Source organism: Spirillospora sp. NPDC000708 (assembly GCF_040299565.1).
In the GTDB taxonomy this organism is placed as follows: Bacteria; Actinomycetota; Actinomycetes; order Streptosporangiales; family Streptosporangiaceae; genus Spirillospora.
In genome coordinates this window covers 86,473-113,228 of sequence record NZ_JBEPCJ010000027.1, presented here as the reverse complement: position 1 = coordinate 113,228, position 26,756 = coordinate 86,473, and the positions used below count along the sequence as shown (strand labels likewise).

Annotated in this window: 3 protein-coding genes (1 of these 3 running past the window's edge); all 3 read left to right on the top strand. The window is 72.1% G+C overall.

All coding sequences use genetic code 11. From position 1 onward, the window contains the following. On the top strand, positions 1-2,035 hold a 2,035-nt coding region (locus ABT299_RS20825), incomplete at its 5' end, for a condensation domain-containing protein (protein ID WP_500251728.1). Next, positions 2,032-18,054, top strand: coding sequence for a non-ribosomal peptide synthetase (locus ABT299_RS20820; protein WP_500251727.1), 16,023 nt, complete (start codon positions 2,032-2,034; stop codon positions 18,052-18,054). The genes ABT299_RS20825 and ABT299_RS20820, both read left to right, overlap by 4 nt. A gap of 5 nt (positions 18,055-18,059) precedes the next feature. Then, positions 18,060-26,756 carry the 5' portion of a non-ribosomal peptide synthase/polyketide synthase gene (locus ABT299_RS20815; RefSeq protein ID WP_500251726.1) on the top strand. 21,177 nt of this gene lie beyond the right edge of the window, so only the first 8,697 of its 29,874 coding nucleotides appear in the window; it begins with the start codon at positions 18,060-18,062; its stop codon lies off the right edge, out of view.

The window sequence follows — 26,756 nt, the reverse complement described above, 5'->3', positions numbered from 1 at the left end:
GGCTGACGGGTTGTTGGAGTTCACCGGCCGGGCCGATGAGCAGGTCAAGGTCCGCGGGTTCCGCATCGAACCCGGCGAGATCGAAGCCGTCCTGAGCACCCACCCGGCCGTCGGGGCCGTGGCGGCGGGAGTCGTTGGCCGGGACACGGACGCGCGGCTGGTGGCGTGGCTGGTGCCTGCCACCCCCGAGGCTGGAATTCCCGAAGCGGGCGAGTTGCGCGAGTTCGCGGCCGAGCGCCTGCCCGACTACATGATCCCCGCCCTGTTCACCGAGCTCGCCGCGCTCCCGCTGACACCGAACGGCAAACTCGACCGCGCGGCACTGCCCGACCCCGGCACCGAACGGCCCGAGGTCTCCGCCGGCTACCAGCCGCCGAGAACGGAAACAGAACAGATCCTCGCCGGAATCTGGGCGCAGGTCCTCGGCATCGACCGCGTCGGCGGCGATGACAACTTCTTCGAGCTCGGCGGCGATTCCATCATCAGCATCCGGGTGGTGGCGGAGGCACGGAAGTCCGGAGTGCACCTGTCCGCCGGGCAGATCTTCGAGCATCAGACGGTGGCTCGGCTGGCGGCGGCGGCCGGTACGCGGGAAACGGCCGCTCCGTCCGAGCAGGGACCGGTGACCGGTGATTTCCCGCTGACCCCGGTGCAGCGGGAGTTCTTCGCGGACTGCCCGTCCGACCCCTCGCATTTCAACCAGTCCGTCTTGCTGACGGCCGACGGTCCCGTGCGGGAGCGGCCCCTCCGCGAGGCGGTCCGGGCCCTGCTGGATCACCATGATGTGCTGCGGTCGCGGTTCGTCGCCCGCGACGGCGCCTGGACGGCCCGCGTCGACGCCGCGGAGCCGGCCGACGTGCTGTGGCCGGCGGACGCCGCGTCCGGGAACGGCTCCCGCCGGCGGCTGGCCGACGCCGCGCATGCCAGCCTGAACCTGGAGGAAGGGCCGCTGCTGCGGCTCGTGCTGTTCGAGCGCGACAGGACGCTGCTGGTGGTGGCGCATCACCTGGTGGTGGACGCGGTGTCCTGGCCGATCCTCGTCGAGGACCTGTCCACGGCCTACGACCAGGCCGAACGGGGACTCGAGATCACGCTGCCGGCCAAGACCTCCTCATTCGCGCGGTGGGCGCGGCGGCTGACGGAGCTGGCCGCCACACCGGAGCTCGCGGAGGAGACCGGCTACTGGCGCCGCGCCGCCGGGGCCGGTGTCGTCCCGCGCGATCACGACGGAGAGAACACGCGCGCCTCCGCCCGGCGGCTGCACACCGCGCTCACGGAGCGGGATACGGAGCGGCTGCTGCACGAGGTCCCGTCGGCCTACGGGACGCAGATCAACGACGTCCTGCTGACGGCGCTCGGGATCGTCCTGACCGGCTGGTCCCGGTCGGCCGCTCTCGCGGTCGACGTGGAAGGCCATGGCCGGGAGGACGTGGGCGCGGACATCGACGTGTCCCGCACGGTGGGCTGGTTCACCAGCGTGTACCCGGTCGTGCTGCACGCGTCCGCCGAAGGCGACCTCGGCGCGGCACTGCAGCGGACCAAGGAGGACCTGCGCGCCGTGCCGCGCCGCGGGCTCGGCTACGGGTTGCTGCGCTACCTGCGCGGCGCCGTGGACGGGTCCCACACGGACGTGAGGTTCAACTACCTCGGCCTTTCCGGCCAGGCCGTTCCCGCCGGCGACGGCACCGCCGGATTCCTGATGACCGACGACACGCTCGGCCGCGGGGTCCCTCCCGACGGGAAGCGCAGCCACCTGCTCGACATCACCGGCCGCGTCGCCGCCGGACGCCTGGAAATCGTCTGGTCCTATTCGACCGATGTGCACGACGAGACGACCGTAGAAGCGCTGGCGCGGCGTTACACGGAGGTCCTCACCAGGCTGATCGAGCACTGCTGCGCTCCCGGTGCCGGCGGCTACACCCCGTCCGACTTCCCGCTGTCCGGGCTGGACCAGGAATCCCTCGACTTCATCCAGCAGAGCTTCGGTTCCCCCGCTCCATCGCACGAGACCACCAATTCCGGAGGCTGGTCATGACGTCATCCGACATGGCGGCAGTTTCTCGAGGCCGTGCCATCGAGGACATCTACCCGCTGACCGGCCTGCAGCACGGGATGCTGCTGCATTCGCAGTTGTCGGACGACGGCGGAATGTACTGGACGCAGACCGGGCTGCTGCTGGAAGGAGAGCTGGACGCCGGGCTCCTGCGGCGGGCGTGGGAGGCGGCGTTCGCGCGGCATCCGGTGCTGCGGTCGGGCGTGGTGTGGGAGCGGGTGGCGGCCCCCGTGGCGGTCGTGTCCCGGCATGTCGATCTGCCCTGGCAGGTGGTGGATCTGTCGGAACAGGACGGCGAAGCGCAGGCCCGGGCGGTCGAGGAGTTCCTGGCCGAGGACCGCGCGCGCGGCGCCGACTTCGGCGCGCCCTCGCTGGTCCGGGTGGCGTTGCTGGTCCTCGGCCCGCAGCGTCACCAGCTGGTCGTGAGCATGCACCACCTGGTGATGGACGGGTGGAGCCGGCCGATCGTGCTGGGAGACGTCCTGCAGGCGTACCGCGCGCTCGCGGCGGGGGCCGCCGTGCCGGACGGTCCGCCCCGGAGGCCGTTCCGTGACTTCGTCGCATGGCTGGCCGGCCAGGATTCGGAAGCGGCGGCGGCGTTCTGGCGGCAGCGGCTGGCGGGCGTGCGGGAGACCACGGTGCTGGGCGTGGAAGGAGCGACCGGGAAGGACGGGCAGGGAGAGCGGCATGTGCGGCTCGGTCCCGACGTGCTGCGGGAGCTCGACGCCACCGCACGCCGCTGGCGGGTCACCGTCAACACGGTCATGCAGGGGGCGTGGGCCGTCCTGCTGGGCGTGTACGGGAGCACGGACGACGTCGTGTTCGGAGTGACGTCGTCGGGGCGCGGAGACCAGGTCGACGGGATGGAGTCGATGGTCGGGCTCCTGATCAACACGACTCCGGCACGGGTCCGGGTGGCGCGGGGCGAACCGGTCGACGCATGGCTGCGGACGCTGCAGGAGGAGCAGGCGCGGGCACGCGAGTTCGAGCACACGCCGCTGCCGGAGATCCAGGCGTGCTGCGGCATCCCGGCCGGCCGGCCGCTGTTCTCGACGTTGTTCGCGTTCGAGGACTACCCCGTCGACGCGCTCCGCCAGGGACAGGACGACGTCCAGGACGAGGGCCTGCGTACACAGTGGAACCTCTTCTGGCAACGGAACGAACAGGGGCTCGTCGCTTCCGCCGGCACCGCGCGAGCCTCCGCGATGACGCTGGAGTACGACCGCGCGCGTTTCGACGACGATGCCGTCGAGCGGATGGCCGGGCATCTGCGTGTCCTGCTCGAGGCGATGGCCCACGACACGGGCCACAAGGTCGGAGAGCTGCCGCTGCTGACCCAGGCGGAGCGGCGGCAGGTGCTGCACGCGTGGAACGGGACCGGGCCGACCGTCCCGGTGACGGGCGGCGTCCACGAACTGATCAGCGAGCGCGCGCGACGGTACCCGGACGCGGTGGCCGTCACCGCCGGGGACACGTCGCTGACCTATGCCGGGCTCGGCGACCGGGCCGACCGGCTCGCACGGGTGCTCGCGCAGCGCGGCGTCGGCCCGGGAAGTCTCGTGGCGGTGATGGTCGGGCGTTCCGCCGACCTGGTCGTGGCGCTGCTGGCGATCCTGAAGGCGGGGGCGGCGTACCTTCCCGTCGACCCGGACTACCCGGCCGAGCGGATCCGCTACCTGCTCGCCGACGCCGCCCCGGACCTGGTCCTCTCGGCCGGTGAACTCGCCGACCGGGTGCCCGACGGAGCCGCGCCCGCCCTGGTCCTCGATGATGCGCGGGTCCAGGCGTCGGCATCCGGTCCCGCGGGTCCGGGTGAGGCGCCGCCTCGCTCGACGCGGCCGGAGGACCCGGCATATGTGATCTACACGTCCGGCTCCACCGGGCGTCCGAAGGGCGTCGTCGTCGAGCACCGGAACGTGGTCCGGCTGCTCGCCGCGACGGACCCGTGGTTCGGGTTCGGGCCGCAGGACGTGTGGACCTTCTTCCACTCCTACGCCTTCGACTTCTCGGTATGGGAGATCTGGGGCTCGCTGCTCACCGGCGGCCGGCTGGTCGTCGTCCCCTACCTGGTCACCCGGTCGCCCGGCACGTTCCGGTCGCTTCTCGCCGCCGAACGGGTGACCGTCCTGAACCAGACACCCTCGGCGTTCTACCAGCTCATGGGCCCGTGGGACGACGGCGGCGGGCTCGCCGTCCGGTACGTGATCTTCGGAGGCGAGGCGCTGGACGGCGCCCGGGCCGCCCGCTGGCTGCGGGCCGCCCCGGACCGCCCGGAGCTGGTCAACATGTACGGCATCACCGAAACGACGGTGCACGTCACCAGGCACGTCGTCGACGGGACGTCCGACGGCGCGTCGAGCGTCATCGGCGAGCCCATCCCGGACCTGCGGGTGTTCGTCCTGGACGGCTCGCTGCGGCTCGTTCCGGCCGGGGTCGCGGGCGAACTGTACGTGTCGGGCGCGGGGCTGGCGCGGGGCTACCTGAACCGGGCGGCCCTGACGGCCGAGCGGTTCGTGGCCGGCCCCTTCGGCGGCCCCGGCGAGCGGATGTACCGGACCGGCGACCTGGTCCGGTGGCGGCCCGACGGGCGGTTGGAATTCGTCGGCCGGGCCGACGACCAGATCAAGGTCCGCGGCTTCCGGGTGGAACCCGGAGAGGTCGAGGCCGCCCTGGCGGCTCACCCCGCGGTCGGCGCGGCGGTCGTGGCGACGGCCGGAGAGCAGGACGAGGCGCGGCTGGCGGCCTGGCTGGTGCCGGCCGGGGCGGGAACCGCGACGCCGGACGCGGGCGAGCTGCGGGCCTTCCTCACGGCCCGGCTGCCGGAGTTCATGGTCCCCTCGGTGTTCACTTGGCTGCCGTCGTTGCCGCTGACGCCCAGCGGCAAGGTCGACCGGGCGGCGCTGCCCGCCCCGGCCGCGGAAAGGCCGAACCTGGGCGCGTCCATCGCCCCCGCCACTCCGACCGAGGAACTGCTCGCGGGGATCTGGTCCGAGGTTCTCGGCGTGGACCGCGTCGGCGCCGGCGACGGATTCTTCGAACTGGGCGGCCACTCCCTGCTGGCGACGCGGGTCATCTCCCGGATCCGCGCCGTGTTCGGGGTGGAGATCCCGCTGTCGCTGCTGTTCGACCGGCCGACCGTCCGCAGCCTGGCCAGGTCGATCGGCGAAGTCGCGTCCGGCACGGTGCTGCCGCCGGTAACGAACGGGACCAGGGACGTGCCCCTGCCGCTCTCGTTCGCCCAGCAGCGGCTGTGGTTCCTCGACCAGATGGAGCCCGGCTCCAGCGAGTACAACCTCGCGCTGCCGGTACGGCTGCCGGGAACGCTGGACGTGGCGGCGCTGGGAGCGGCGCTGTCGGCGCTGGTCGAGCGGCATGAGGTGCTGCGGACGCGGCTGGTCGCGGGCGAGGACGGTCGGCCGTTCCAGGTGATCGACCCGGCGTCGCCGTTCCCTCTGCCCGTGGCCGACGTCTCCGGTGCGGCGGACCCCGTGGCGGCGGCCGGTGCGTTGGTGGTGGCGGACGCGGCGGAGCCGTTCGACTTGGCGGCCGGGCCGCTGGTGCGGGGATGTCTGGCGAGGCTCGCTGGTGACGACCACGTGCTGGTGCTGGCTGTGCATCACATCGTCTTCGATGAATGGTCGGCGGGGATTTTCCGGCGTGAGCTGGCGGCGCTGTATGAGGCGTTCCGGCGTGGTGAGGCGGATCCGTTGCCGGCGTTGCCGGTGCAGTATGCGGATTTCGCGGTGTGGCAGCGTCAATGGCTGACCGGTCAGGTGCTGGAAGGGCAGTTGGCGTACTGGCGCGAGCAACTGGCGGACGTCCCGGTGCTGGACCTGCCGACTGATCGGCCGCGGCCGCCGGTGCGGTCCACCACGGGCTCGTTCGAGGCTTTCACCTTCCCCGCGACGGTGGCCGAGGGCCTGCGTGCGGTGGCGCGCGAGGGCGGCGCGAGCATGTTCATGACGGTGCTGTCGGCGTTCATGGTGCTGCTGGGGCGGTATGCGGGTCAGGACGATGTGGTGGTGGGGACGCCGGTGGCGAACCGGGATCGGGCCGAGACCGAGGGTCTGATCGGGTTCTTTGTGAACACGCTGGTGATGCGGGCGGACCTGTCGGGTGATCCGTCGTTCGGTGGGTTGCTGCGGCAGGTGCGGCAGGTGGCGTTGGCGGCGTACGCGAACCAGGATCTGCCGTTCGAGCAGCTGGTGGACGAGCTGGTCACCGAACGGGACCAGTCCCGTACCCCCCTCTTCCAGGTGGTCGTCGGCTACACGGCCGGCGAGACCGTCGCCGACGAGAGCATGATGCGCTGGGCCGGCGAGACGGGCGGATTGCCGGTGCGGACCGACGTGGTGGTAACGGTCGGCGAAGGGCCCGGCGGCGACTTGGTGGCGGGGGTCCAGTACAGCACTGCCCTTTTCGACGCCGAAACCGTGGCGCGATTGATGGGCCATTTAGGGGTGCTGCTGGAGGGCATTGCCGAAGATGGCGGCGGACGCCGCTTGTCGGAATTGCCGATGGTGTCGCTGGAAGAGCGCGAGGAGTTACTGGGCTGGGGCGTCGGCGCGGAGAGCGGTGCGGCCGGTGACATCGACGGCGTGGCGGATCTGGTCCTAGGCCATGCCGGAGCGCAGGCCGATGCGGTGGCGGTGGTGGTCGGGGACGTAAGCGTGACTTACGAGCGGCTGGTGAGGCGTGCGGAGCGGTTAGCGGGCTATCTGCAGGGGCTGGGTGTCGGTGCGGGGTCGGTGGTGGGTCTGTGTGTGCCGCGCGGTGTGGAGATGGTGGTTGGCGTACTGGGCGTGTGGTTGGCGGGTGCGGCGTATGTGCCGTTGGACCCGGGGTATCCGGCGGACCGGCTCGGTTTCATGCTCGCCGACAGCGGCGCCAGCGTCGTGGTGGGGACGGCGGAGTCGGCGGCTGTCTTCGGGACGGTGTCGTCCGGGCTGGAGCGGGTGGTCTTGGACGACCCGGCGACGGCGGCGGCTCTTTCGTCCGCACCGGCGGTGCGTGACCCTGCGGCTGGTGAGGGCCTGGCGTATGTGATGTACACGTCGGGGTCGACGGGTCGGCCGAAGGGTGTGCTGGTCGGCCATGGCGGTGTCGCGAATCTGGTGGCGGGTCAGGGTCCGGTGTTCGGGATCACCCCGGGGATGGCTGTGGCCGGGTTCGCGTCGTTCAGTTTCGACGCGGCGGTGTCGGAGGTGTGGGTGACCCTCGGTCGCGGCGGACGGCTGGTGATCGTGGATGAATCCGAGCGGGTGGACACCGCGCGGTTGGGGCGGCTGTTGGCTGCGGCGGGTGTGGGTGTGGTGACGTTGCCGCCGTCGGTGGCCCGTGTGGTCGACCCGGCCGAGTTCGCGGGTTTGGCGACGTTGGTGTTGGCGGGCGAGCGGGCCGATGAGCAGGTGGTGGCCCGGTGGGCCGACCGCTGCGTGGTGGTGAACGCCTATGGACCGACCGAGGCATCGGTGTGCGCGACCGCCGGGCCGGTGGATCCGGCCGCGAGTGTGGTGCCGATCGGCGCACCGCTACCGGGCGTGCGGGTGCACGTGCTGGATGAGCGCTTGAGTCCGGTGCCGATGGGTGTGGCGGGTGAGTTGTTCATCGGTGGTCTGGGCTTGGCGTGGGGTTATGCGGGGCGGGCGGCGTTGACCGCCGAGCGGTTCGTCGCCGATCCGCTGACTGGCGACGGGTCCCGGTTGTATCGCTCGGGCGACCGGGCGCGGTGGCGTCCAGGCGGCGTGCTTGAGTTCCTCGGCCGGATCGACGAGCAGGTCAAGCTGCGCGGGTTCCGGATCGAGCCCGGCGAGGTCGAGGCCGTACTGACCGCCCACCCCGACATCAGCGCCGCCGCAGTAGCCGTCACCGAAGGCCAAGGAGATCCGCGCTTGGCGGCGTGGCTGGTCCCCGCCGACCCGGACGCCGGCATCCCCACGTCCTCCGCGCTCCGTGAATTCGCCGGGACACGGCTGCCCGAATTCATGGTCCCCGCCCACTTCACCGAGATCGCACGATTCCCGCTGACCCGCAGCGGAAAGCTGGACCGCGCGGCGCTGCCCGCGCCGGACGCAACCCCGTCCGAATCCGATGGCCACAGCTCGCCGCGCGGCGAGCTGGAAGAACTTCTGGCGGGGATCTGGGAGCAGGTGCTCGGCATCAGCCCGATCAGCGCCACCGACAGCCTCTTCGAACTCGGCGGGAACTCGCTCCTGCTCGTCCAGATCATCACCCGCGTGCGCGAGGTGTTCGGCGTCGACATCAAGGTCGCCGCCATTTTCGAGCAGCCCACCATCCGCCGGTTCGCCGCCGTCATCGAGGAGACCACCACCGGGACGGCGGTCCCGCCGGTGGTCCCGGTGCCGCGCGATCAGCGGCTTCCGCTGTCGTTCGGCCAGCAGCGGCTCTGGTTCGCCGACCAGCTCGAACCCGGGTCGGTCGAGTACAACGTGCCGATGCCGCTGCGGTTGCCGGCGGCGGTGGACGCCGCCGCGCTGCAAGCGGCGCTGTCGGCGGTGACGCGGCGGCACGAAGTGCTGCGCACCAGGCTGCTCGCTGGCCAGGACGGCGTCCCCTACCAGGTCATCGACCCGCCGGCCCCCTTCCCGCTGCCCGTCGTCGACGTGTCCGGCGCGGCACACCCGAGGCGGGCGGTCGAGGCGCTGGTGGCCGCGGACGTGGCGGCCCCCTTCGACCTGGCGGCCGGACGGCCGATCCGTGCCTGCCTGATCCGGCTGGCACCCGACGACCACGTGCTCGTGCTGACGGCGCACCATGTCGTCAACGACGAGTGGTCCTGGCGGATCCTGCGCCGCGAGCTGTCGGCGCTGTACGACGCGGCCGCGGCCGGCGCGCCGGACCCGCTGCCGCCGCTCCCGGTGCAGTACGCCGACTTCGCCGCCTGGCAGCGGCGGTGGCTGGCTGGGGAGGTGCTCGACGGGCTGCACGAGTACTGGGGACGGCAGCTCGCCGGCGTCCCGGTGCTCGAACTGCCCACCGACCGCCCGCGCCCTCCGGTCCGCGCCGCGGCGGCGGGCGCGGTGGTCGAGTTCCGCGTCCCGGCGAGCACCGCCGGACGGTTGCGCGAGCTGGCCGCGGCGAACGACGCCACCATGTTCATGACGTTGTTCGCGGTCGTCACCGTGCTGCTGAGCCGCTACACCGGCCAGGACGACGTGGCGGCGGGGACGCCCGTGGCGAACCGGAGCCGGGCCGAGACCGAGGACCTCATCGGCTTCTTCGTCAACGACATCGTGCTGCGCGTGGACGTGTCGGGCGACCCGGCCTTCCCCGAGCTCCTGGGACGGGTCCGGCGGGTGGCCCTGGAGGCGTACGCGCATCAGGAGCTGCCCTTCGACCAGCTGGTGACGGCGCTGGTGACCGATCGGGACAGGTCCCGCACCCCGCTCTTCCAGGCGCTGTTCAACTACTTCGCCGCGGGCCGCGACCAGGACGAGAACGGCGGCGGCCCGGGCGGGCGCACCGCCTTCTCGCCCGACGACGTCCAGGCCGGCACCGTCGCCCGGTACGACCTGCGGCTCATGTTCGCCGACGACGATGACGGCCTGATCGCCGGTCTGGAATACAGCACGGCTCTGTTCGAGCCCGCCACGATCCAGCGGATGGCCGGGCACCTGGAGACGCTGCTGCGCGCCTTGGCCGCCGATGAGGACGTCCACCTCTCCCGCCTGCCGATGCTTCCCGCGCCCGAGCGGGAGCAACTGCTGGACGAATGGAACGACACCGGGGCGGCAGTTCCGGAACCGGCCGTCCACGAGCTCGTCTCGGCGCAGGCGGCGAGGAATCCCGATGCCACGGCGGTCGTCTGCGAAGACCTCACGCTCAGCTACGGGCATCTGGAGGAGCGGGCGAACCGGCTGGCGCACTACCTGCGCGGCCTGGGGGCGGCGGCGGAGACCGTCGTCGGGCTGTGCCTGGACCGCACACCGGACCTGGTGGTGGCGATCCTGGCGGTCCTGAAGGCGGGCGCCACCTATCTGCCGCTGGATCCCGCCTACCCGCCGGAGCGGCTGGCGTTCATGCTCGCCGACAGCCGCTCGGCCATCCTGCTCGGCACGGCCGGGATCGTGGACGACCTCCCGGTGGGACGGGTCCGGACCGTCGCGCTCGACGACCCGGCGGTGCGGACCGCGCTGGCGGCGATGCCGGCGTCGCCCGTTCCGGAGGCCGGCGGCCGGCCGGAGGACCTGGCGTACGTGATCTACACGTCCGGGTCGACGGGCTGGCCGAAGGGCACGATGGTCGAGCACCGCTCGCTGGCCAACTACGTCGCGTGGTTCAACCGGCGGTTCTCGATCACGTCCGCCGACCGCGTGCTCGTCTCGTCGTCGCCGAGCTTCGACGCGTTCGGCATCGAGCTGTACCCGGCGCTGGCCGCCGGCGGGTCGCTGGTCGTCATGCCGCCGTCCGTCACGTCCGCCGACACCGGCCGGCTGCTCGGCGTGGCCGCCCGGGGAGCGGCGACGCTGCTCGCCCTCGTCCCGACCGTGCTGAAGATGATCGCCGGGCATCCGGAGCTGGCCCGGTGCACGGCGGTGCGGCAGGTGGTCTGCGGCGGCGAGCAGCTGCTCGGCGAGGTCGTGGCCGAGTTCGCGGACCGGCTTCCCGTCCCGGTGCACAACGTGTACGGGCCGACCGAGGCCACCATCGACGTCACCTCGTACACCCAGCCGTGGGAGGACCGCGCGCAGGGCCGGCTCCCGATCGGGCGGCCGGTCGACAACACCCGCCTGTACGTGCTGGCGGCGGACGGCGCGCTCGCGCCGATCGGCGTCCCCGGGGAGCTGCACATCGGCGGCGCCGGGCTGGCGCGGGGCTACTACGGCAGGCCGGCGCTGACCGCGGAGCGGTTCGTGGCGGATCCGTTCCGCGCGGACGGCTCGCGGGTGTACCGCAGCGGCGACAAGGTGCGGTGGCTGGCGGGCGGCGTCATCGAGTTCCTCGGCCGGGCCGACGACCAGGTCAAGCTCCGCGGAGTGCGGATCGAGCTGGAGGAGATCGAAGCCGCGCTCAAGGACCACTACTCGATCCGCGATGCCGTCCTCATGGTCCGCGAGGACGTGCCGGGAGACCGGCGGCTCACCGCCTACGTGGTGCCCGATGACCCGGACGAGGACCTGCCGTCGGCCGGTGACCTGCGAGGATACCTCCGCCAGCGGCTGCCGGAGTTCATGATCCCCGCCGTCTTCGTGCCGCTGCCCGCCGTGCCGCTCACCCCGAACGGCAAGGTGGACCGGGCGGCGCTGCCCGCGCCCGCGGCGGACCGGTCCGGTCTCGGCGCTCCGCAGGAGCCGCGCACGGAGACCGAGCGGCTGCTGGCGGAGGTCTGGGCCCGGGTGCTCGGCACCGGCACGGTCGGGATCGCGGACGACTTCTTCGAACTGGGCGGGCACTCGCTGCTGGCGATCCAGGTGATCTCGCGGGTGCGGGAGGTGTTCGGCGCGGACCTGCCGGTCGCCGCGCTGTTCGATCACCCGACCGTGGCGGAGCTGGCCGAGGCGCTCGAGCGGACCGCCGCCGGCGCTGCGGCGCCGCCGGTCGTGCCGGTGGGCCGGGAGCGGCGGATACCGCTCTCGTTCGGTCAGCAGCGGCTGTGGTTCCTCGACCAGATGGAGCCGGGGTCCGTCGAGTACGTGGTCGCGATGCCCGTCCGGCTGGGCGGGGACCTGGACGTGGCGGCGCTCGGCGCGGCGCTGTCGGCGCTCGCCGCGCGGCACGAGGTGCTGCGGACGCGGCTGGTGGCCGGTGACGACGGCGTGCCGTGCCAGGTGATCGACCCGCCGTCCCGGCTCCCGCTGCCGGTGGCCGACGTGTCCGGCGCGGCGGACCCGTTCCGCGCGGCGAGAACGCTGCTGGCCGCGGTGGCGATGGAGCCGTTCGACCTGGCGGCCGGGCCGCTGCTGCGGACCTGCCTCATCCGGCAGGCTCCCGGCGAGCACGTCCTGGCCGTGTCGGCGCACCATGCGGTCTTCGACGAGTGGTCGGGGCCGGTGCTGCGACGCGAGCTGGGTGCGCTGTACGAGGCGTTCCGGCGGGGCGAGCCGGATCCGCTGCCGGCGTTGCCGGTGCAGTACGCGGATTTCGCGGTGTGGCAGCGGCGCTGGCTGACCGGCGAGGTGCTGGAAGAGCAACTGGCCTACTGGCGGGAGCAGTTGGCCGACGCTCCGGTGCTGGACCTGCCGACCGACCGCCCCCGTCCACCGGTGCGGTCGACCGCCGGGGACACGGTGGAGGTCACCGTTCCGCCCGAGGTCGCCGACGGTCTGCGCGCGGTGGCGCGGGACGCCGGCGCGACGATGTTCATGACGGTGTTGGCGGCGTACATGGTCCTGCTGGGGCGGTACACCGGTCAGGACGACATCGTGGTGGGGACGCCGGTGGCGAACCGGGACCGGGCCGAGACCGAGGGTCTGATCGGGTTCTTCGTGAACACGCTGGTGATGCGCGCGGACTTGTCCGGCGACCCGACCTTCGCCGAGTTGCTGGAGCAGGTCAGGGGTACCGCTCTGGACGCCTACGCCCACCAGGACCTGCCGTTCGAGCAACTCGTCGACGAGCTGGTCACCGAACGGGACCGCTCCCGCACCCCGCTGTTCCAGGTGCTGCTCAACTACACCGCGACAGCGGCGGAACCAGCCCCGGGCCAGCGGAACGACGGCGCCGCCCCGGACGTGACGGCCAAATTCGACCTGCGGCTGATCCTCGCCGAACGAGTCGGCGGAGGCCTTACCGGCGAGCTCCACTACAGCACCGCCCTGTTCGACGCGGCGACGGCGGAGCGGATGACCGGGCACCTGGGAACGCTGCTCGCGGCGATCTCGGCCGACGCGGGACGGCCGGTGTCGCGGCTGCCGCTGCTGACCCGGACGGAGCACGCCGAGCTGGTCGCCGGGCAGGACGCCGCCCCGGCCGCCCCGGCCGACGCGTCTGCCGCGTCCGCGGCGGGCGGGCTGGCCGAGCTGATCGCGGCCCGCGCGGCGGAACGTCCCGACGCGGTCGCGGTGGCCGGCGCCACGGAGTGCCTGACCTACGGGGCCCTGCTGGCCCGGGCGAGGCGGCTCGCCGCGTACCTCCGGCTGCAAGGAGCGGGCACGGAGGTCCTCGTCGGAGTCTGCCTGGACCCCGGGCCGGACCTGGCGGTGGCCATCCTCGCGGTGTGGCTGACCGGCGGCGCGTACCTGCCGCTCGACGGCGGCCATCCCGTCCAGCGGCTCGCGTTCATGCTGGCCGACAGCCGGGCCAGCATGCTGCTGGGGACCACCGACACGGCTGCGGACCTGCCCGCCGGGCGGCTGCGGGTCGTCCTGATGGACGACCCCGCCGTCAACGGGCCATGGACGCTGGAGCCGGTCCGTCCGGCACCGCCGAGCCGGCTCGCCTACGTCATGTACACCTCGGGGTCGACGGGAACGCCGAAGGGCGTCCAGGTCACCCAGAGCGGCCTGGTGGCCTACGTCGCCGCGGTCGCGGACCGCGCCGGGCTGGGCGGCGCCGGCCTGCGGTACGGGCTGGTGCAGCCCGTCGCCACCGACTTCGGCAACACCATGCTGTTCACCGGCCTGGCGACCGGGGGAACGGTGCAGATGCTGCCGCAGGCGGACGCCACCGACGCCGGCGGGTTCGCCCGCTGGTCGGCCGAGCGCGGCATCGACCATCTCAAGATCGTGCCCTCGCACCTGGCCGCGCTGGCCGGCGCGGACGAGCCCGGCCGGCTGCTGCCCCGCGGCGTGCTCATGCTCGGCGGCGAGGCGACGCCCGCACCGCTGGCGCGGCGGATTCTGGCCGCCGCCGACGGGTGCGCGGTGGTGAACCACTACGGTCCGACCGAGACCACCATCGGCGTCGTCGCCGCCCGGCTGCGGCCGGAGCAGCTCGAACGCGGCGGGATCCCGCTGGGCTCCCCCCTCGGCGGGACCCGGGCCTACGTCCTGGACAAGCACCTCAACCCCGTTCCCGCCGGGGTGAGCGGCGAGCTGTACATCGGCGGAGCGCAGGTCGCCCGCGGTTACGGCGGGCGCCCCGCGCTGACCGCGGAGCGCTTCGTCGCCGACCCGTTCGGCGCGGACGGCGAGCGGCTGTACCGGACCGGGGACCTGGTCCGGCGGCGGGCCGATCACCTGCTGGAGTTTCTCGGCCGGACCGACGACCAGGTCAAGGTGCGCGGTTTCCGGATCGAGCTGGGCGAGGTGCAGGCGGCGCTGGCCGCCCATCCGGCGGTCGCGGCCGTGGCGGTGACGGTCACCGGGGAGGACGCGGACCGGCGCGTGGCCGCCTGGCTGGTGCCGGCCGACGCCGCCGCCGGCGTCCCGGCGGTGGGCGAGCTTCGCGCGTACCTGGCCGAGCGGTTGCCGGAGTTCATGGTGCCGTCGGTGTTCACCGAGCTGGCGGCGCTGCCGCTGTCGCCGAACGGGAAGCTGGACCGGTCGGCGCTGCCGGAGCCGGAGGCGTCGCGGCCGGCCGGACGCGAGTTCGTCGCGGCGTCGTCGCCGGTGCAGCAGCTGCTCGCGGAGATGTGGGCGGCGGTGCTCGGGGTGGAGCGGGTCGGCGCCGATGACAACTTCTTCGAGCTGGGCGGCCATTCGCTGCTGGCGACGCAGGTCGTCTCGCGGGTGCGGGAGGTGTTCGGGGCGGAGGTGCCGGTGGCGGCCCTGTTCGACCGCCCGACGGTGGCCGGGCTCGCGGATGCCCTTGAGGGCGCCGACCGCGTCGCCGTCCCCGCCGTGGTCCCGGTGCCACGGGACGGGCGGCTGCCGCTGTCGTTCGCGCAGCAGCGGCTGTGGTTCCTGGGGCAGCTGGAGCCGGGGCTGGCCGAGTACAACGCGCCGATGCCGATGGGCCTGGCCGGTGAGCTGGACGTGGCGGCGCTCGGGGCGGCACTGTCGGCGATCACCCGGCGGCATGAGGTGCTGCGGACGCGCCTGGTGGCGGACGCGGACGGGGTGCCGTTCCAGGTGATCGACCCGCCGTCGCCGTTCCGGCTGCCCGTCGCCGACGTCTCCGGTGCGGCGGACCCGCGGCAGGCCCTCCGCGCGCTGGTGGCCGCCGACGCGGTCGCGCCGTTCGACCTGGCCGCCGGGCCGGTGATCCGGGCCTGCCTGGTCCGGGTCACCGCCCAGGACCACGTACTGGTCCTGGCCCTGCACCACGTGGTCAGCGACGAGTGGTCCGCGCTGATCCTTCGCAGCGAACTGGAGGCGCTGTACGCGGCTCTCCGGCGCGGTGAGCCGGACCCGCTGCCACCGCTGCCGGTGCAGTACGCGGACTTCGCGGTCTGGCAGCGGACCCGGCTGTCCGGGCAGGCGCTGGAATCCCAGCTCGCCTACTGGCGGGAGCGGCTGGCCGGGCTGCCCGTCCTGGAACTGCCGGCCGACCGGCCCCGTCCGCCGGTGCGCTCCTCGGCCGGGGACGTGGTCCGCTTCACCGTTCCGGCGCAGGTCGCCGCCGGACTGCGGGCGGTGGCCCGGCAGGGCGGAGCGACGATGTTCATGACCGCGCTGGCCGCGTTCGCGGTACTGCTGGGACGGTACGCCGGCCAGGACGACGTCGTGGTCGGAACGCCGGTGGCGAACCGGAACCGGGCGGAGACCGAGGCGCTCATCGGCTTCTTCGTGAACACGCTGGTGATGCGGGCGGACCTGGCCGGGGATCCGTCCTTCGCCGACGTGCTCGGCCGGGTCCGGACGGCGGCGCTGCAGGCGTACGCGCACCAGGACCTGCCGTTCGAGCGGCTGGTCGACGAACTCGCCCCCGAGCGCGACCGGTCCAGGACCCCGCTGTTCCAGGTGCTGTTCAACTACGAGGACGAGACCGGCCGCGAGGCGCCGCACCCGGACGGCGGCCTCATCCGCGGCCCGCGCGAGAGCACCGACGCGCTCGGGGTCGGCGTCATCGCCAGGGCCGACCTGAGGCTGGTCCTGGTCGAGCGGGACGACGGCCTGACCGGGCTGATGGAGTACGGCACGGCGCTGTTCGACCGCGCCACGATCCAGCGGATGGCGGCGCACCTCGAAGTGCTTCTGGCCGCGGTGGCCGCGGGCCCGGACACCCGGGTGTCCGAGCTGCCACTGATGACCGCGGCGGAACGAGAGCGGCTCCTCTCCAACGGAACCGGCGCCGCGCCGGCGGCACCGGCCACCGGCAGCGTCGCCGAACTGACCGCCGCGCGCGCCGCGGCGACCCCGGACGCGGTGGCCGTGACCGCGGGCGGCACGTGCCTGTCGTACGGTGCGCTGATCGCGCGCGCGGCCCGGCTGGCGCACTACCTGCGCCGGGCGGGCGTCGGACGGGGATCGGTGGTCGCGCTGAGCCTCGGCCGGGACGCGGACGCGTTCGCGGCGGTCACCGGGGTGTGGATGGCGGGCGCCGCCTGGGTGTCGCTCGACCCGGACTATCCCCCGGACCGGCTGGCCTTCATGCTGAAGGACAGCCAGGCCGGCGTGCTGGTCGCGACGGCCGCGACCGCCGGGGACATGCCCGCCGGCCGGCTGCGGGTGATCACGCTCGACGACCCGGTGGAGCGGGCGGCGATCGCGGAGATGCCGGCCGAGCCGCCCGCCGTCCCGGTGAGCGGCGACGACCTGGCGTACCTGGTGTACACGTCGGGTTCCACGGGACGGCCCAAGGGCGTCCTCGTCCGGCACGAGGGCGCGGCGAACCTGGCGGCCGGGCTCGGCCCGGAACTCGGCGCCGCCCCCGGCGTCCGGGTGCTGCACTTCGCCTCGTTCGGCTTCGACGGCTCGGTCCTCGAACTGGCGACGGTGCCCGCGGCCGGAGGGACGCTCGTGGTGGCCGATGCGCGGGAGCGGACGGCCCCGGACGCGCTGGCGGCCCTGCTGCGGGCCGAGGGAGTGGCGGTGGCGGTGCTGCCGGTGTCGCTGCTCTCGCTGCTGGCGCCGGAGCAGGTGCCGGGCCTGCGGACGCTGGTCGGAGCGGGCGACCGGTTCGACGCCGCCGTCGCGGCGAGATGGCAGGTCCCCGGGTTGCGGGTGCTCAACGGGTACGGGCCGACGGAGGCGACGGTCATGTGCTGCACCGGCCCGGCGTCCGGGCCGCAGGACGGCCCGCGCGGGGTGCCGATCGGCGTGCCGGCGCCGGGCGTCCGGCTGCACGTGCTGGACGCGAGCCTGGGCATGGTACCGGAGGGCGTGGCCGGTGAGCTGTTCATCGGAGGCGCCGGAGTGGCGCGCGGGTACCAGCGCCGCGCGGCGCTCACCGCGGAGCGGTTCGTCGCGGACCCGTTCGCCGGTGACGGATCGCGGCTCTACCGGACCGGGGACGTGGTCCGGTGGCGCGGCGACGGCCGGCTCGAATTCGTGGGCCGCGTGGACGAGCAGGTGAAGGTGCGCGGGTTCCGGGTGGAACCGGGCGAGGTCGAAGCGGTCCTCGCCGCGCATCCGGACGTGGGCGCCGCGGTGGTGGCGGCGACCGGGGAGCAGGCGGAGGCCCGGCTGGCCGCCTGGCTGGTGCCCGCCGATCCCGGCGCGGGCATCCCCGCCGCCGGGGAACTGCGGGAGTACGCGTCCGGGCGGCTGCCGGAGTTCATGGTCCCGGCGACCTTCACCGAGATCACCGAACTGCCGCTGACCGTCAACGGGAAGATCGACTTCGCTGCGCTGCCGGACGAGGCCACCGACCGCCCGGACGTGGGCGGGTTCGTGGCGCCCGTCACCGAGACCGAGCAGGCGCTCGCGGCGATCTGGGCCGACGTCCTCAAGCTGGACCGGGTGGGGATCGAGGACAACTTCTTCGAACTCGGCGGCCACTCGCTGCTCGGCACGCAGGTGATGTTCAAGATACGCGGGCTCTTCGGCGTGGAGATCCCCATCTCGGCCCTGTTCGACCATCCCACGGTGCGCGACCTCGCCCTGGTGATCGAGGAGCGGATCGTGGCGGAAGTAGAGCAGATGTCGGAGAGCGAAGTGCTGCACGCACTCGACAGCCACTCGCGAAACGCGGACCCCGACGAGGGCGGTGCCTTCTGATGAGGATGTCAGCCGAGGAATTCCTCGAGAACCTGCAAGAGCGCGGGGTGCGCCTGCAGATCGCGGGCGGGCGCCTGCGCGTCAAGGCGCCCCGGGACGTGCTGACCGAGGACCTCCGGGCACGACTGGAGGACTACCGGGAGGAGATCGTCGGGCTCCTGGAGCAGCGGCAGGCCGACGGTGGCGCCGGCCGCGTCCCCGGGGTGGTCCCGGTGGCGCGGGACGAGCGGCTGCCGTTGTCGTTCGCGCAGCAGCGGCTGTGGTTCCTGGGGCAACTGGAGCCGGAGTCGGTGGAGTACAACGTCTCGCTGCCGGTGTGGCTGGGCGCGGTGGACGTGGGCGCGTTGTCGGCGGCGCTGTCGGCGGTGGTGGGACGGCATGAGGTGCTGCGGACGCGGCTGGTGGCGGGTGAGGACGGGGTGCCGTTCCAGGTGATCGACCCGCCGTCGCGGTTCTGGCTGCCGGTGGTGGACGTGGCCTCTTCGGTGGATCCGCGCGGGACGGCGGGTGCACTGGTGGGGTCGGACGCGGCGGAGCCGTTCGACCTGGCCATGGGGCCGCTGATCCGCGGCTTCCTGGTGCGGATGTCGGGTGAAGAGCACGTGCTGGTGCTGTCGCTGCATCACGTGGTGAGCGACGAATGGTCGGGCCGCATTCTGCGGCGCGAGCTGTCCGCGTTGTACGAGGCGTTCCGGCGGGGCGAGCCGGATCCGTTGCCGGAATTGCCGGTGCAGTATGCGGATTTCGCGGTCTGGCAGCGCCGGTGGCTGTCGGGTGAGGTCCTGGAAGAGCAGTTGGCGTTTTGGCGGGAGCGGTTGGCTGGGGTGCCGGTGTTGGAGTTGCCGGTGGATCGTTCGCGTCCGGTGGTGCGGTCGTCGGTGGGTGCGGTGGCGGGTTTCCCGGTGTCGGGTGAGGTGGCCGAGGGTTTGCGCGTGGTGGCGCGTGAGAGTGGCGCGACGATGTTCATGACGGTGTTGGCGGCGTTCATGGTGCTGTTGGGGCGGTATGGGGGTCAGGACGATGTGGTGGTGGGGACGCCGGTGGCGGGGCGTGGTCGGGCGGAGACCGAGGGGTTGATCGGGTTTTTCGTTAATACGTTGGTGTTGCGGGTGGATTTGTCGGGGGATCCGTCGTTTGTGGAGTTGTTGGGGCGGGTGCGTCGGGTGGCGTTGGAGGCGTATGCGCATCAGGATGTGCCTTTTGAACGGTTGGTTGATGAGCTGGTGTCGGAGCGGGATCGGTCGCGGACGCCGTTGTTCGAGGTGTTCTTCAATTACGTGACCGGCGGCGGCGAGGGGCTTCTTGGCGGTGAGGTGGACGGTCGCACAAACGGCCGGGCCAATGGTCATGCTGATGGCGGGGGGAATGGTCGTGGTGTGTTGGCTGGTGCGGCGCCGCGGGTGGCGTTGTGTGATTTGACGTTGACGGTGGCTGATGGTGGTTCGGGTGGGTTGGCGGGGGGTTTGGAGTACAGCTCGGCGTTGTTCGATGGGTCGACGGTTCGGCGGATGACGACGCATTTGGGGGTGTTGTTGGAGGCGGTTGCGGTGGATCCGGGTGTGCGGTTGTCGCGGTTGCCGGTGTTGACGTCGCGGGAGCGGGAGCGGGTGGTGTCGGGGTGGAATCGGGTGGTGGCGCCGGTGCCGGCGGAGGGGGTTGTGGGTCGGGTTCTGCGGTGGTCGGTGGAGTGCCCGGACGCGGTCGCGGTGGTGGCTGATGGCGTCTGCGTGACGTATGGGGGTCTGGTGGCGCGCGCGGCGAAGTTGGCGGGTTATCTGCGGGGGCTTGGTGTCGGTGCGGAGTCGGTGGTGGGGATCTGCGTCGAGCGAGGCGCGGAAATGGTGGTGGCCGTTCTGGGCGCCTGGCTTGCCGGAGGTGCCTACGTACCGCTGGACCCGGAGTATCCGGCGGACCGGCTGGAATTCATGCTGGCCGACAGCGGCGCCGACGTCGTGGTGACGATGGCGGAACCGGCGGCCGCATTGGCGGCGGTGCCGTCCGCGATGAAGCGGGTGGTGCTGGATGACCCGGCGACGATCGCGGCCGTGGCGGAATCGCCCGCGGTGCGTGATGGCGCGGTAAGTGCGGCTGGTTTGGCGGCGGTGATTTATACGTCGGGGTCGACGGGGCGGCCGAAGGGTGCGTTGGTGACGCATGGGTCGTTGGCGGGGGTGTTCGCGGGTTGGGAGGTGGCGCATTTCGGTGGTGAGCGGTTGCGGTGGTTGTCGGTGGCGAGCATGAGTTTCGATGTGTTCACCGGTGATGTGGTGCGGGCGTTGGGTTCGGGTGGGGTGTTGGTTTTGGGTGATCCGGGTGTGGTGTTGTCGGTGCGGGATTGGGCGGGGTTGTTGGCGGCGGAGCGGGTGGGGGCGTTGGAGTGTGCGCCGCGTTATGCCGATCAGCTGGCGGATCTCGTCCAGGGGGCGGGGGTGCGGTTGCCGGGGTTGCGTTTGCTGGTGGTGACGACGGATGTGTGGCGGGTTTCCGGGGTGGCGCGGGCGCGCGCTGCGCTGGGAGACGGCGTGCGAATTTTGACGGCTTATGGCGTCACCGAAGCAACGATCGATTCCACGTATAGCCCGCTGGATGGGGTCGGCCAGGCGCCGGACGGCCAGGCGCTTGATGGACCGGTGCCGGTGGGCGGGCCGTTGCCAGGGGCGCGGGTGTACGTGCTCGATCGGTATATGGGACCGGTTGCCGTAGGGGTGACAGGTGAGGTGTTCATCGGTGGCGTGGGGGTGGCGCGGGGGTATGGCGGTCGTCCCGCATTGACGGCGGAGCGGTTTGTCGCTGATCCGTTTGCCGGTGATGGTTCGCGGCTTTATCGGACCGGCGACCGGGGGCGGTGGCGCCCGGGTGGGCAGTTGGAGTTCCTTGGTCGTGCGGACGAGCAGGTCAAGGTGCGCGGATTCCGGATCGAGCCCGGCGAAGTCGAAGCGCTACTGGAATCGCATCCGGCAGTGTCCGCCGCAGTGGTTGGAGTCTGGGGGGTGCAGGAGCACACAAGGCTGACGGCGTGGCTGGTGCCGACCGACCCTGCCGCCGGTATCCCGACGGTGAGTGAGTTGCGCGGGCATCTGGCTGAGCGCTTGCCGGAGTTCATGGTGCCGTCGGTGTTCACCGAGGTGGCGGCGTTGCCGTTGTCGCCGAACGGGAAGGTGGACCGGTCGGCGCTGCCGGCGCCGGATGTGTCGCGTCCCGACGTGGGTGTCTTCACGGCTCCGGCCACCGCGACCGAGGAGCTGTTGGCGGGGATCTGGGCGCTGGTGCTGGAGGTCGAGCGGGTCGGCGCCGACGACAACTTCTTCGAGCTGGGCGGCCATTCACTCCTGGCCACCCAGGTCATCTCACGTGTCCGCGAAGTGTTCGGCACGGAGGTGCCGGTAGCCGCGCTGTTCGACCACCCGACGGTGGCCGGATTGGCGGACGTCGTCGAGGGTCCCAGCGCGGAAGTGCCGGTGCCACCGGTAGAGCCCGCCGGGCGGGACCAGCGCCTGCCGTTGTCGTTTGCGCAGCAGCGGTTGTGGTTCCTGGATCAGATGGAGCCGGGGTCGGTGGAGTACAACGTGCCGGCCCCGGTCGGGCTGGGCGGTGAGGTCGATGTGGCTGCGTTGGGGGCGGCGCTGTCGGCGCTGGTCGAGCGGCATGAGGTGCTGCGGACGCGGCTGGTCGCCGGCCACGACGGGGTCCCGTACCAGGTGATCGATCCGCCATCACCGTTCCCGCTGCCCGTGGTCGATGTGTCGAGTGCCGCCGATCCCCGACGCGCGGCGGAAGCGCTGGTGGTCGCGGACGCCGCCGAACCCTTCGACCTGGCTACCGGCCCGGTCATCCGCGGCTGCCTGGCCCGGGTCGGCACCGACAGGCATCTGCTGGTGCTGTCGGTGCACCACGCCGCCTTCGACGAATGGTCGGCGCTGATCCTGCGCCGCGAACTGCGTGCCCTGCATACCGCGTTGGGTGCTGGTGAGCCCGATCCGTTGCCGCCGCTGCCGGTGCAGTACGCCGACTACGCCCTCTGGCAACGCACCTGGCTCAGCGGAACCGTCCTGGAAACCCAACTGGCGTACTGGCGGGACCAACTCGCCGCACTGCCGACGCTTGATCTGCCCACCGACCGGCCACGCCCCGCCATCCGCACCACCACCGGAGCAGCCGTTCGCTTCACCGTTCCTGCTGGCACTGTCGAGCAGTTGCGGCAGCTCGCCCGTGACCACGGCGCGACGATGTTCATGACGACGATGGCGGCGTTCGCCGTCCTGCTCGGCCGCTACACCAGCCAGCACGACATCCCGATCGGCACACCGATCGCCAACCGCAACCGCGCCGAAACCGAGAACCTCATCGGCTACTTCGTCAACACCCTGGTCATCCGCACCGACCTCACCGACGACCCCACCTTCGCAGAACTGCTACAGCAGCTCAGAACCACCGCCCTGGCCGCCTACGCCCACCAAGACCTGCCCTTCGAACAACTCGTCGACGAACTCGTCACCCAACGAGACCGCTCCCGCACCCCCCTCTTCCAAACCCTCTTCAACTACGACACCACCACTGGCACCGGCGGCGGAGCCGATACAGCCGCGAACGGGAGCCGTCCCCAGGTGGGTGAGGGCGCTGTCGCACGCCAGTACACGGATGACGTGGATGGGGACGTGGTGGCGCAGACGGATGTGCGATTGGTGCTGGTGGAGCGGGGCGGCGGGTTGGCGGGTGCGGTCGAGTACAGCACGGGGCTGTTCGATCGGGACTCGATAGCGCGGCTGGTGGGTCACTTCGGCGCGCTGCTGGAGGGGATCGCTGACGGTGGCGGCCTTCGGCGGCTGTCGGAGCTGCCGGTGGTGTCGGCGGCGGAGCGAGAGGAGTTGCTGCGCTGGGCCGTGGGCGTCGAGGCCGGGGTCGGCAGTGGCACAGGTGCCGAGGTCGCGGTCGACGGCATGGACGGCGTGGTCGGCTTGGTCCTGGGCCACGCCGAGGTGCGGGCGGACGCGGTGGCGGTCGTGGTCGGCGACGTGTCCATGACCTACGGCCGGCTGGTGGAGAGCGCCTGTCGGCTGGCGGGTTACCTGCGGGGACTAGGCGTCGGCCGGGGTTCGGTGGTGGGGCTTTGCGTGTCCCGCGAAGTGGAGATGGTGGTCGGCGTACTGGGCGTGTGGCTGGCCGGGGCGGCGTACGTGCCGTTGGACCCGGGATACCCGGCGGACCGGCTCGGTTACATGCTCGCCGACAGCGGTGCCGCCGTCGTTGTGGGCGCCGAGTCGCTGGTGGCGGAGATGCCGGTGGGACGAGGCGTCCGGGTAGTAGAGCTGGACGACCCGGTGACGGCGGCGGCGATAGCGGCATCCCCGGTGACCCGTGACGGTGCGGCTGGTGAGGGCCTGGCGTATGTGATGTACACGTCGGGGTCGACGGGTCGGCCGAAGGGTGTGCTGGTCGGCCATGGTGGTGTCGCGAATCTGGTGGCGGGGCAGGGCCCGGTGTTCGGAATCACTCCGGGTGTGGTGGTGGCGGGGTTCGCCTCGTTCAGCTTCGATGCCGCGGTCTCAGAGGTGTGGGTGACGCTCGGCCGTGGCGGGCGGCTGGTGATCGTGGGCGAGGTCGAGCGGGTGGACACCGCGCGGCTGGCGCAGGTGTTGGCTGCGGCGGGTGTCGGAGTGGTGACGTTGCCGCCGTCGGTGGCGCGTGTGGTCGACCCGGCTCAGTTCGCGGGTTTGGCGACGTTGGTGTTGGCGGGCGAGCGCGCTGACGGGCATTTGGTGGCCCGATGGGCGGACCGCTGCGTGGTGGTCAACGCCTACGGACCGACCGAGGTATCGGTGTGCGCGACCGCCGGGCCGGTGGATCCGGCTGCGATTGCGGCCGCGGGTGGCGTGGTGCCGGTCGGGACCCCGCTGCCGGGCCTGCGGGTGCATGTGCTGGACGAGCAGTTGAGCCCAATGCCGCTAGGCGTGGCCGGTGAGTTGTTCATCGGTGGTCTGGGGTTGGCGTGGGGTTATGCGGGGCGGGCGGCGCTGACCGCCGAGCGGTTCGTCGCCGATCCGCTGGCCGGTGACGGCTCGCGGTTGTATCGCTCAGGCGACCGGGCGCGGTGGCGTCCAGGCGGCGTGCTGGAGTTCCTCGGCCGGATCGACGAGCAGGTCAAGGTACGAGGGTTCCGGATCGAGCCCGGCGAGGTCGAGGCCGTACTGACCGCCCACCCCCACATTAGCGCCGCCGCGGTGGCCGTCACCGAAGGCCAGGACCCGCAGCTGGCGGCGTGGCTGGTCCCCGGCGACCCCGACACCGGTATCCCCACCGCTGCCGAGCTGCGCGAGTTCGCCGGAAGGCGGCTCCCCGAATTCATGATCCCCGCCCACTTCACCGAGATCACCCAACTGCCGCTGACCCGCAACGGGAAACTCGACCGCGCGGCCCTGCCCGCACCCGACACGGCCCGGCCCGACCTCGGCGGATTCACCGCGCCGGCCACTCCGGCGCAGGAGCTGCTGGCGGGGATCTGGGAGCAGGTCCTGGGAGTGGAGCGGGTCGGGGCCACCGACAACTTCTTCGAGCTGGGCGGTCACTCGCTGCTGGCGACGCAGGTGATCTCGCGGGTCCGGGAAGTGTTCGGCACGGAAGTGCCGGTGTCGGCGCTGTTCGATCACCCGACCGTGGCGGGCCTCGCCGAGGTGGTCGAGGGCACCGCGTCCGGTGTGCCGGTCCCCGGGGTGGTTCCGGTGGGGCGGGATGGGCGGCTGCCGTTGTCGTTCGCGCAGCAGCGGCTCTGGTTCCTGGACGTCCTGGAGCCGGGGTCGGTGGAGTACAACGCGCCGATGCCGCTGCGGTTGCCGGCGGTGGATGTAGCGGCGCTGGGTGCGGCCTTGTCGGCGGTGGTGCGGCGGCACGAGGTGCTGCGGACGCGGCTGGTGGCGGGCGAGGACGGGGTGCCGTTCCAGGTGATCGACCCGCCGTCGCCGTTCCGGCTGCCGGTGGTGGACGTGTCCGCTGCTGCCGACCCACGCGAGGCGGCGGGCCTGCTGGTGGGCGCGGATGCGGTGGAGCCCTTCGACCTGGCGGCCGGGCCGCTGATCCGCGTGTGCCTGGTGCGGCTGTCCGGCGACGAGCATGTGCTGATCCTGACGGTGCACCACGTCGTCTTTGACGAATGGTCGGCCGGGATTTTCCATCGCGAATTGGCCGCGCTGTACGAGGGGTTCCGGCGCGGTGAGCCGGATCCGCTATCCCCGCTGCCGGTGCAGTACGCGGACTTCGCGGTGTGGCAGCGACAGTGGCTTACCAGCGCTGTTCTAGAGGGTCAGTTGGCGTTTTGGCGGGAGCGGTTGGCTGGTGTGCCGGTGTTGGAGTTGCCGGTGGATCGTCCGCGTCCGGTGGTGCGGTCGTCGGTGGGTGCGGTGGCGGGTTTCCCGGTGTCGGGTGAGGTGGCCGAGGGTTTGCGCGTGGTGGCGCGTGAGAGTGGCGCGACGATGTTCATGACGGTGTTGGCGGCGTTCATGGTGCTGTTGGGGCGGTATGGGGGTCAGGACGATGTGGTGGTGGGGACGCCGGTGGCGGGGCGTGGTCGGGCGGAGACCGAGGGGTTGATCGGGTTCTTCGTTAATACGTTGGTGTTGCGGGTGGATTTGTCGGGGGATCCGTCGTTTGTGGAGTTGTTGGGGCGGGTGCGTCGGGTGGCGTTGGAGGCGTATGCGCATCAGGATGTGCCTTTTGAGCGGTTGGTTGATGAGCTGGTGACGGAGCGGGATCGGTCGCGGACGCCGTTGTTCGAGGTGTTCTTCAATTACGTGACCGGCGGCGGCGAAGGGCTCCTGGGTGGCGAGGAGAGCGGTGAAGAGAACGACCAGGAGGATGGTCGTGGTGTGTTGGCTGGTGCGGCGCCGCGGGTGGCGTTGTGTGATTTGACGTTGACGGTGGCTGATGGTGGTTCGGGTGGTTTGGCGGGGGGTTTGGAGTACAGCTCGGCGTTGTTCGATGGGTCGACGGTTCGGCGGATGACGACGCATTTGGGGGTGTTGTTGGAGGCGGTTGCTGCGGATCCGGGTGTGCGGTTGTCGCGGTTGCCGGTGTTGACGTCGCGGGAGCGGGAGCGGGTGGTGTCGGGGTGGAATCAGGCTGTGGCGCCGGTGCCGGCGGAGGGGATTGTGGGTCGGGTTCTGCGGTGGTCGATGGAGTGCCCGGACGCGGTCGCGGTGGTGGCTGACGGCGCCTGCGTGACCTACGGGGGCCTGGTGGCACGCGCGGCGAAACTGGCCGGTTATCTGCGGGGGCTTGGTGTCGGTGCGGAGTCGGTGGTGGGGATCTGCGTCGAGCGAGGCGCGGAAATGGTAGTGGCCGTTCTGGGCGCCTGGCTGGCGGACGCGGCGTATCTGCCGCTGGACCCCGGATATCCGGCGGAGCGGCTCAAGTTCATGGTCGCTGACGCTGGGGCGGAAGTGGTGCTCGGGCATCGAGCGGTGGCGGACGCGGTGTCCGGCGTGGTGGCGGGAGGTGCCGCACGGGCGGTGTGGCTGGATGACCCGGAGGTGGCGGCGGAGATCGGCCGGGGCGGGGCCGGAATTCCAGCAGGCGGGGTTAATGGCGATGGTTTGGCGGCGGTGATTTATACGTCGGGGTCGACGGGGCGGCCGAAGGGTGCGTTGGTGACGCATGGGTCGTTGGCGGGGGTGTTCGGGGGTTGGGAGGTGGCGCATTTCGGTGGTGAGGGG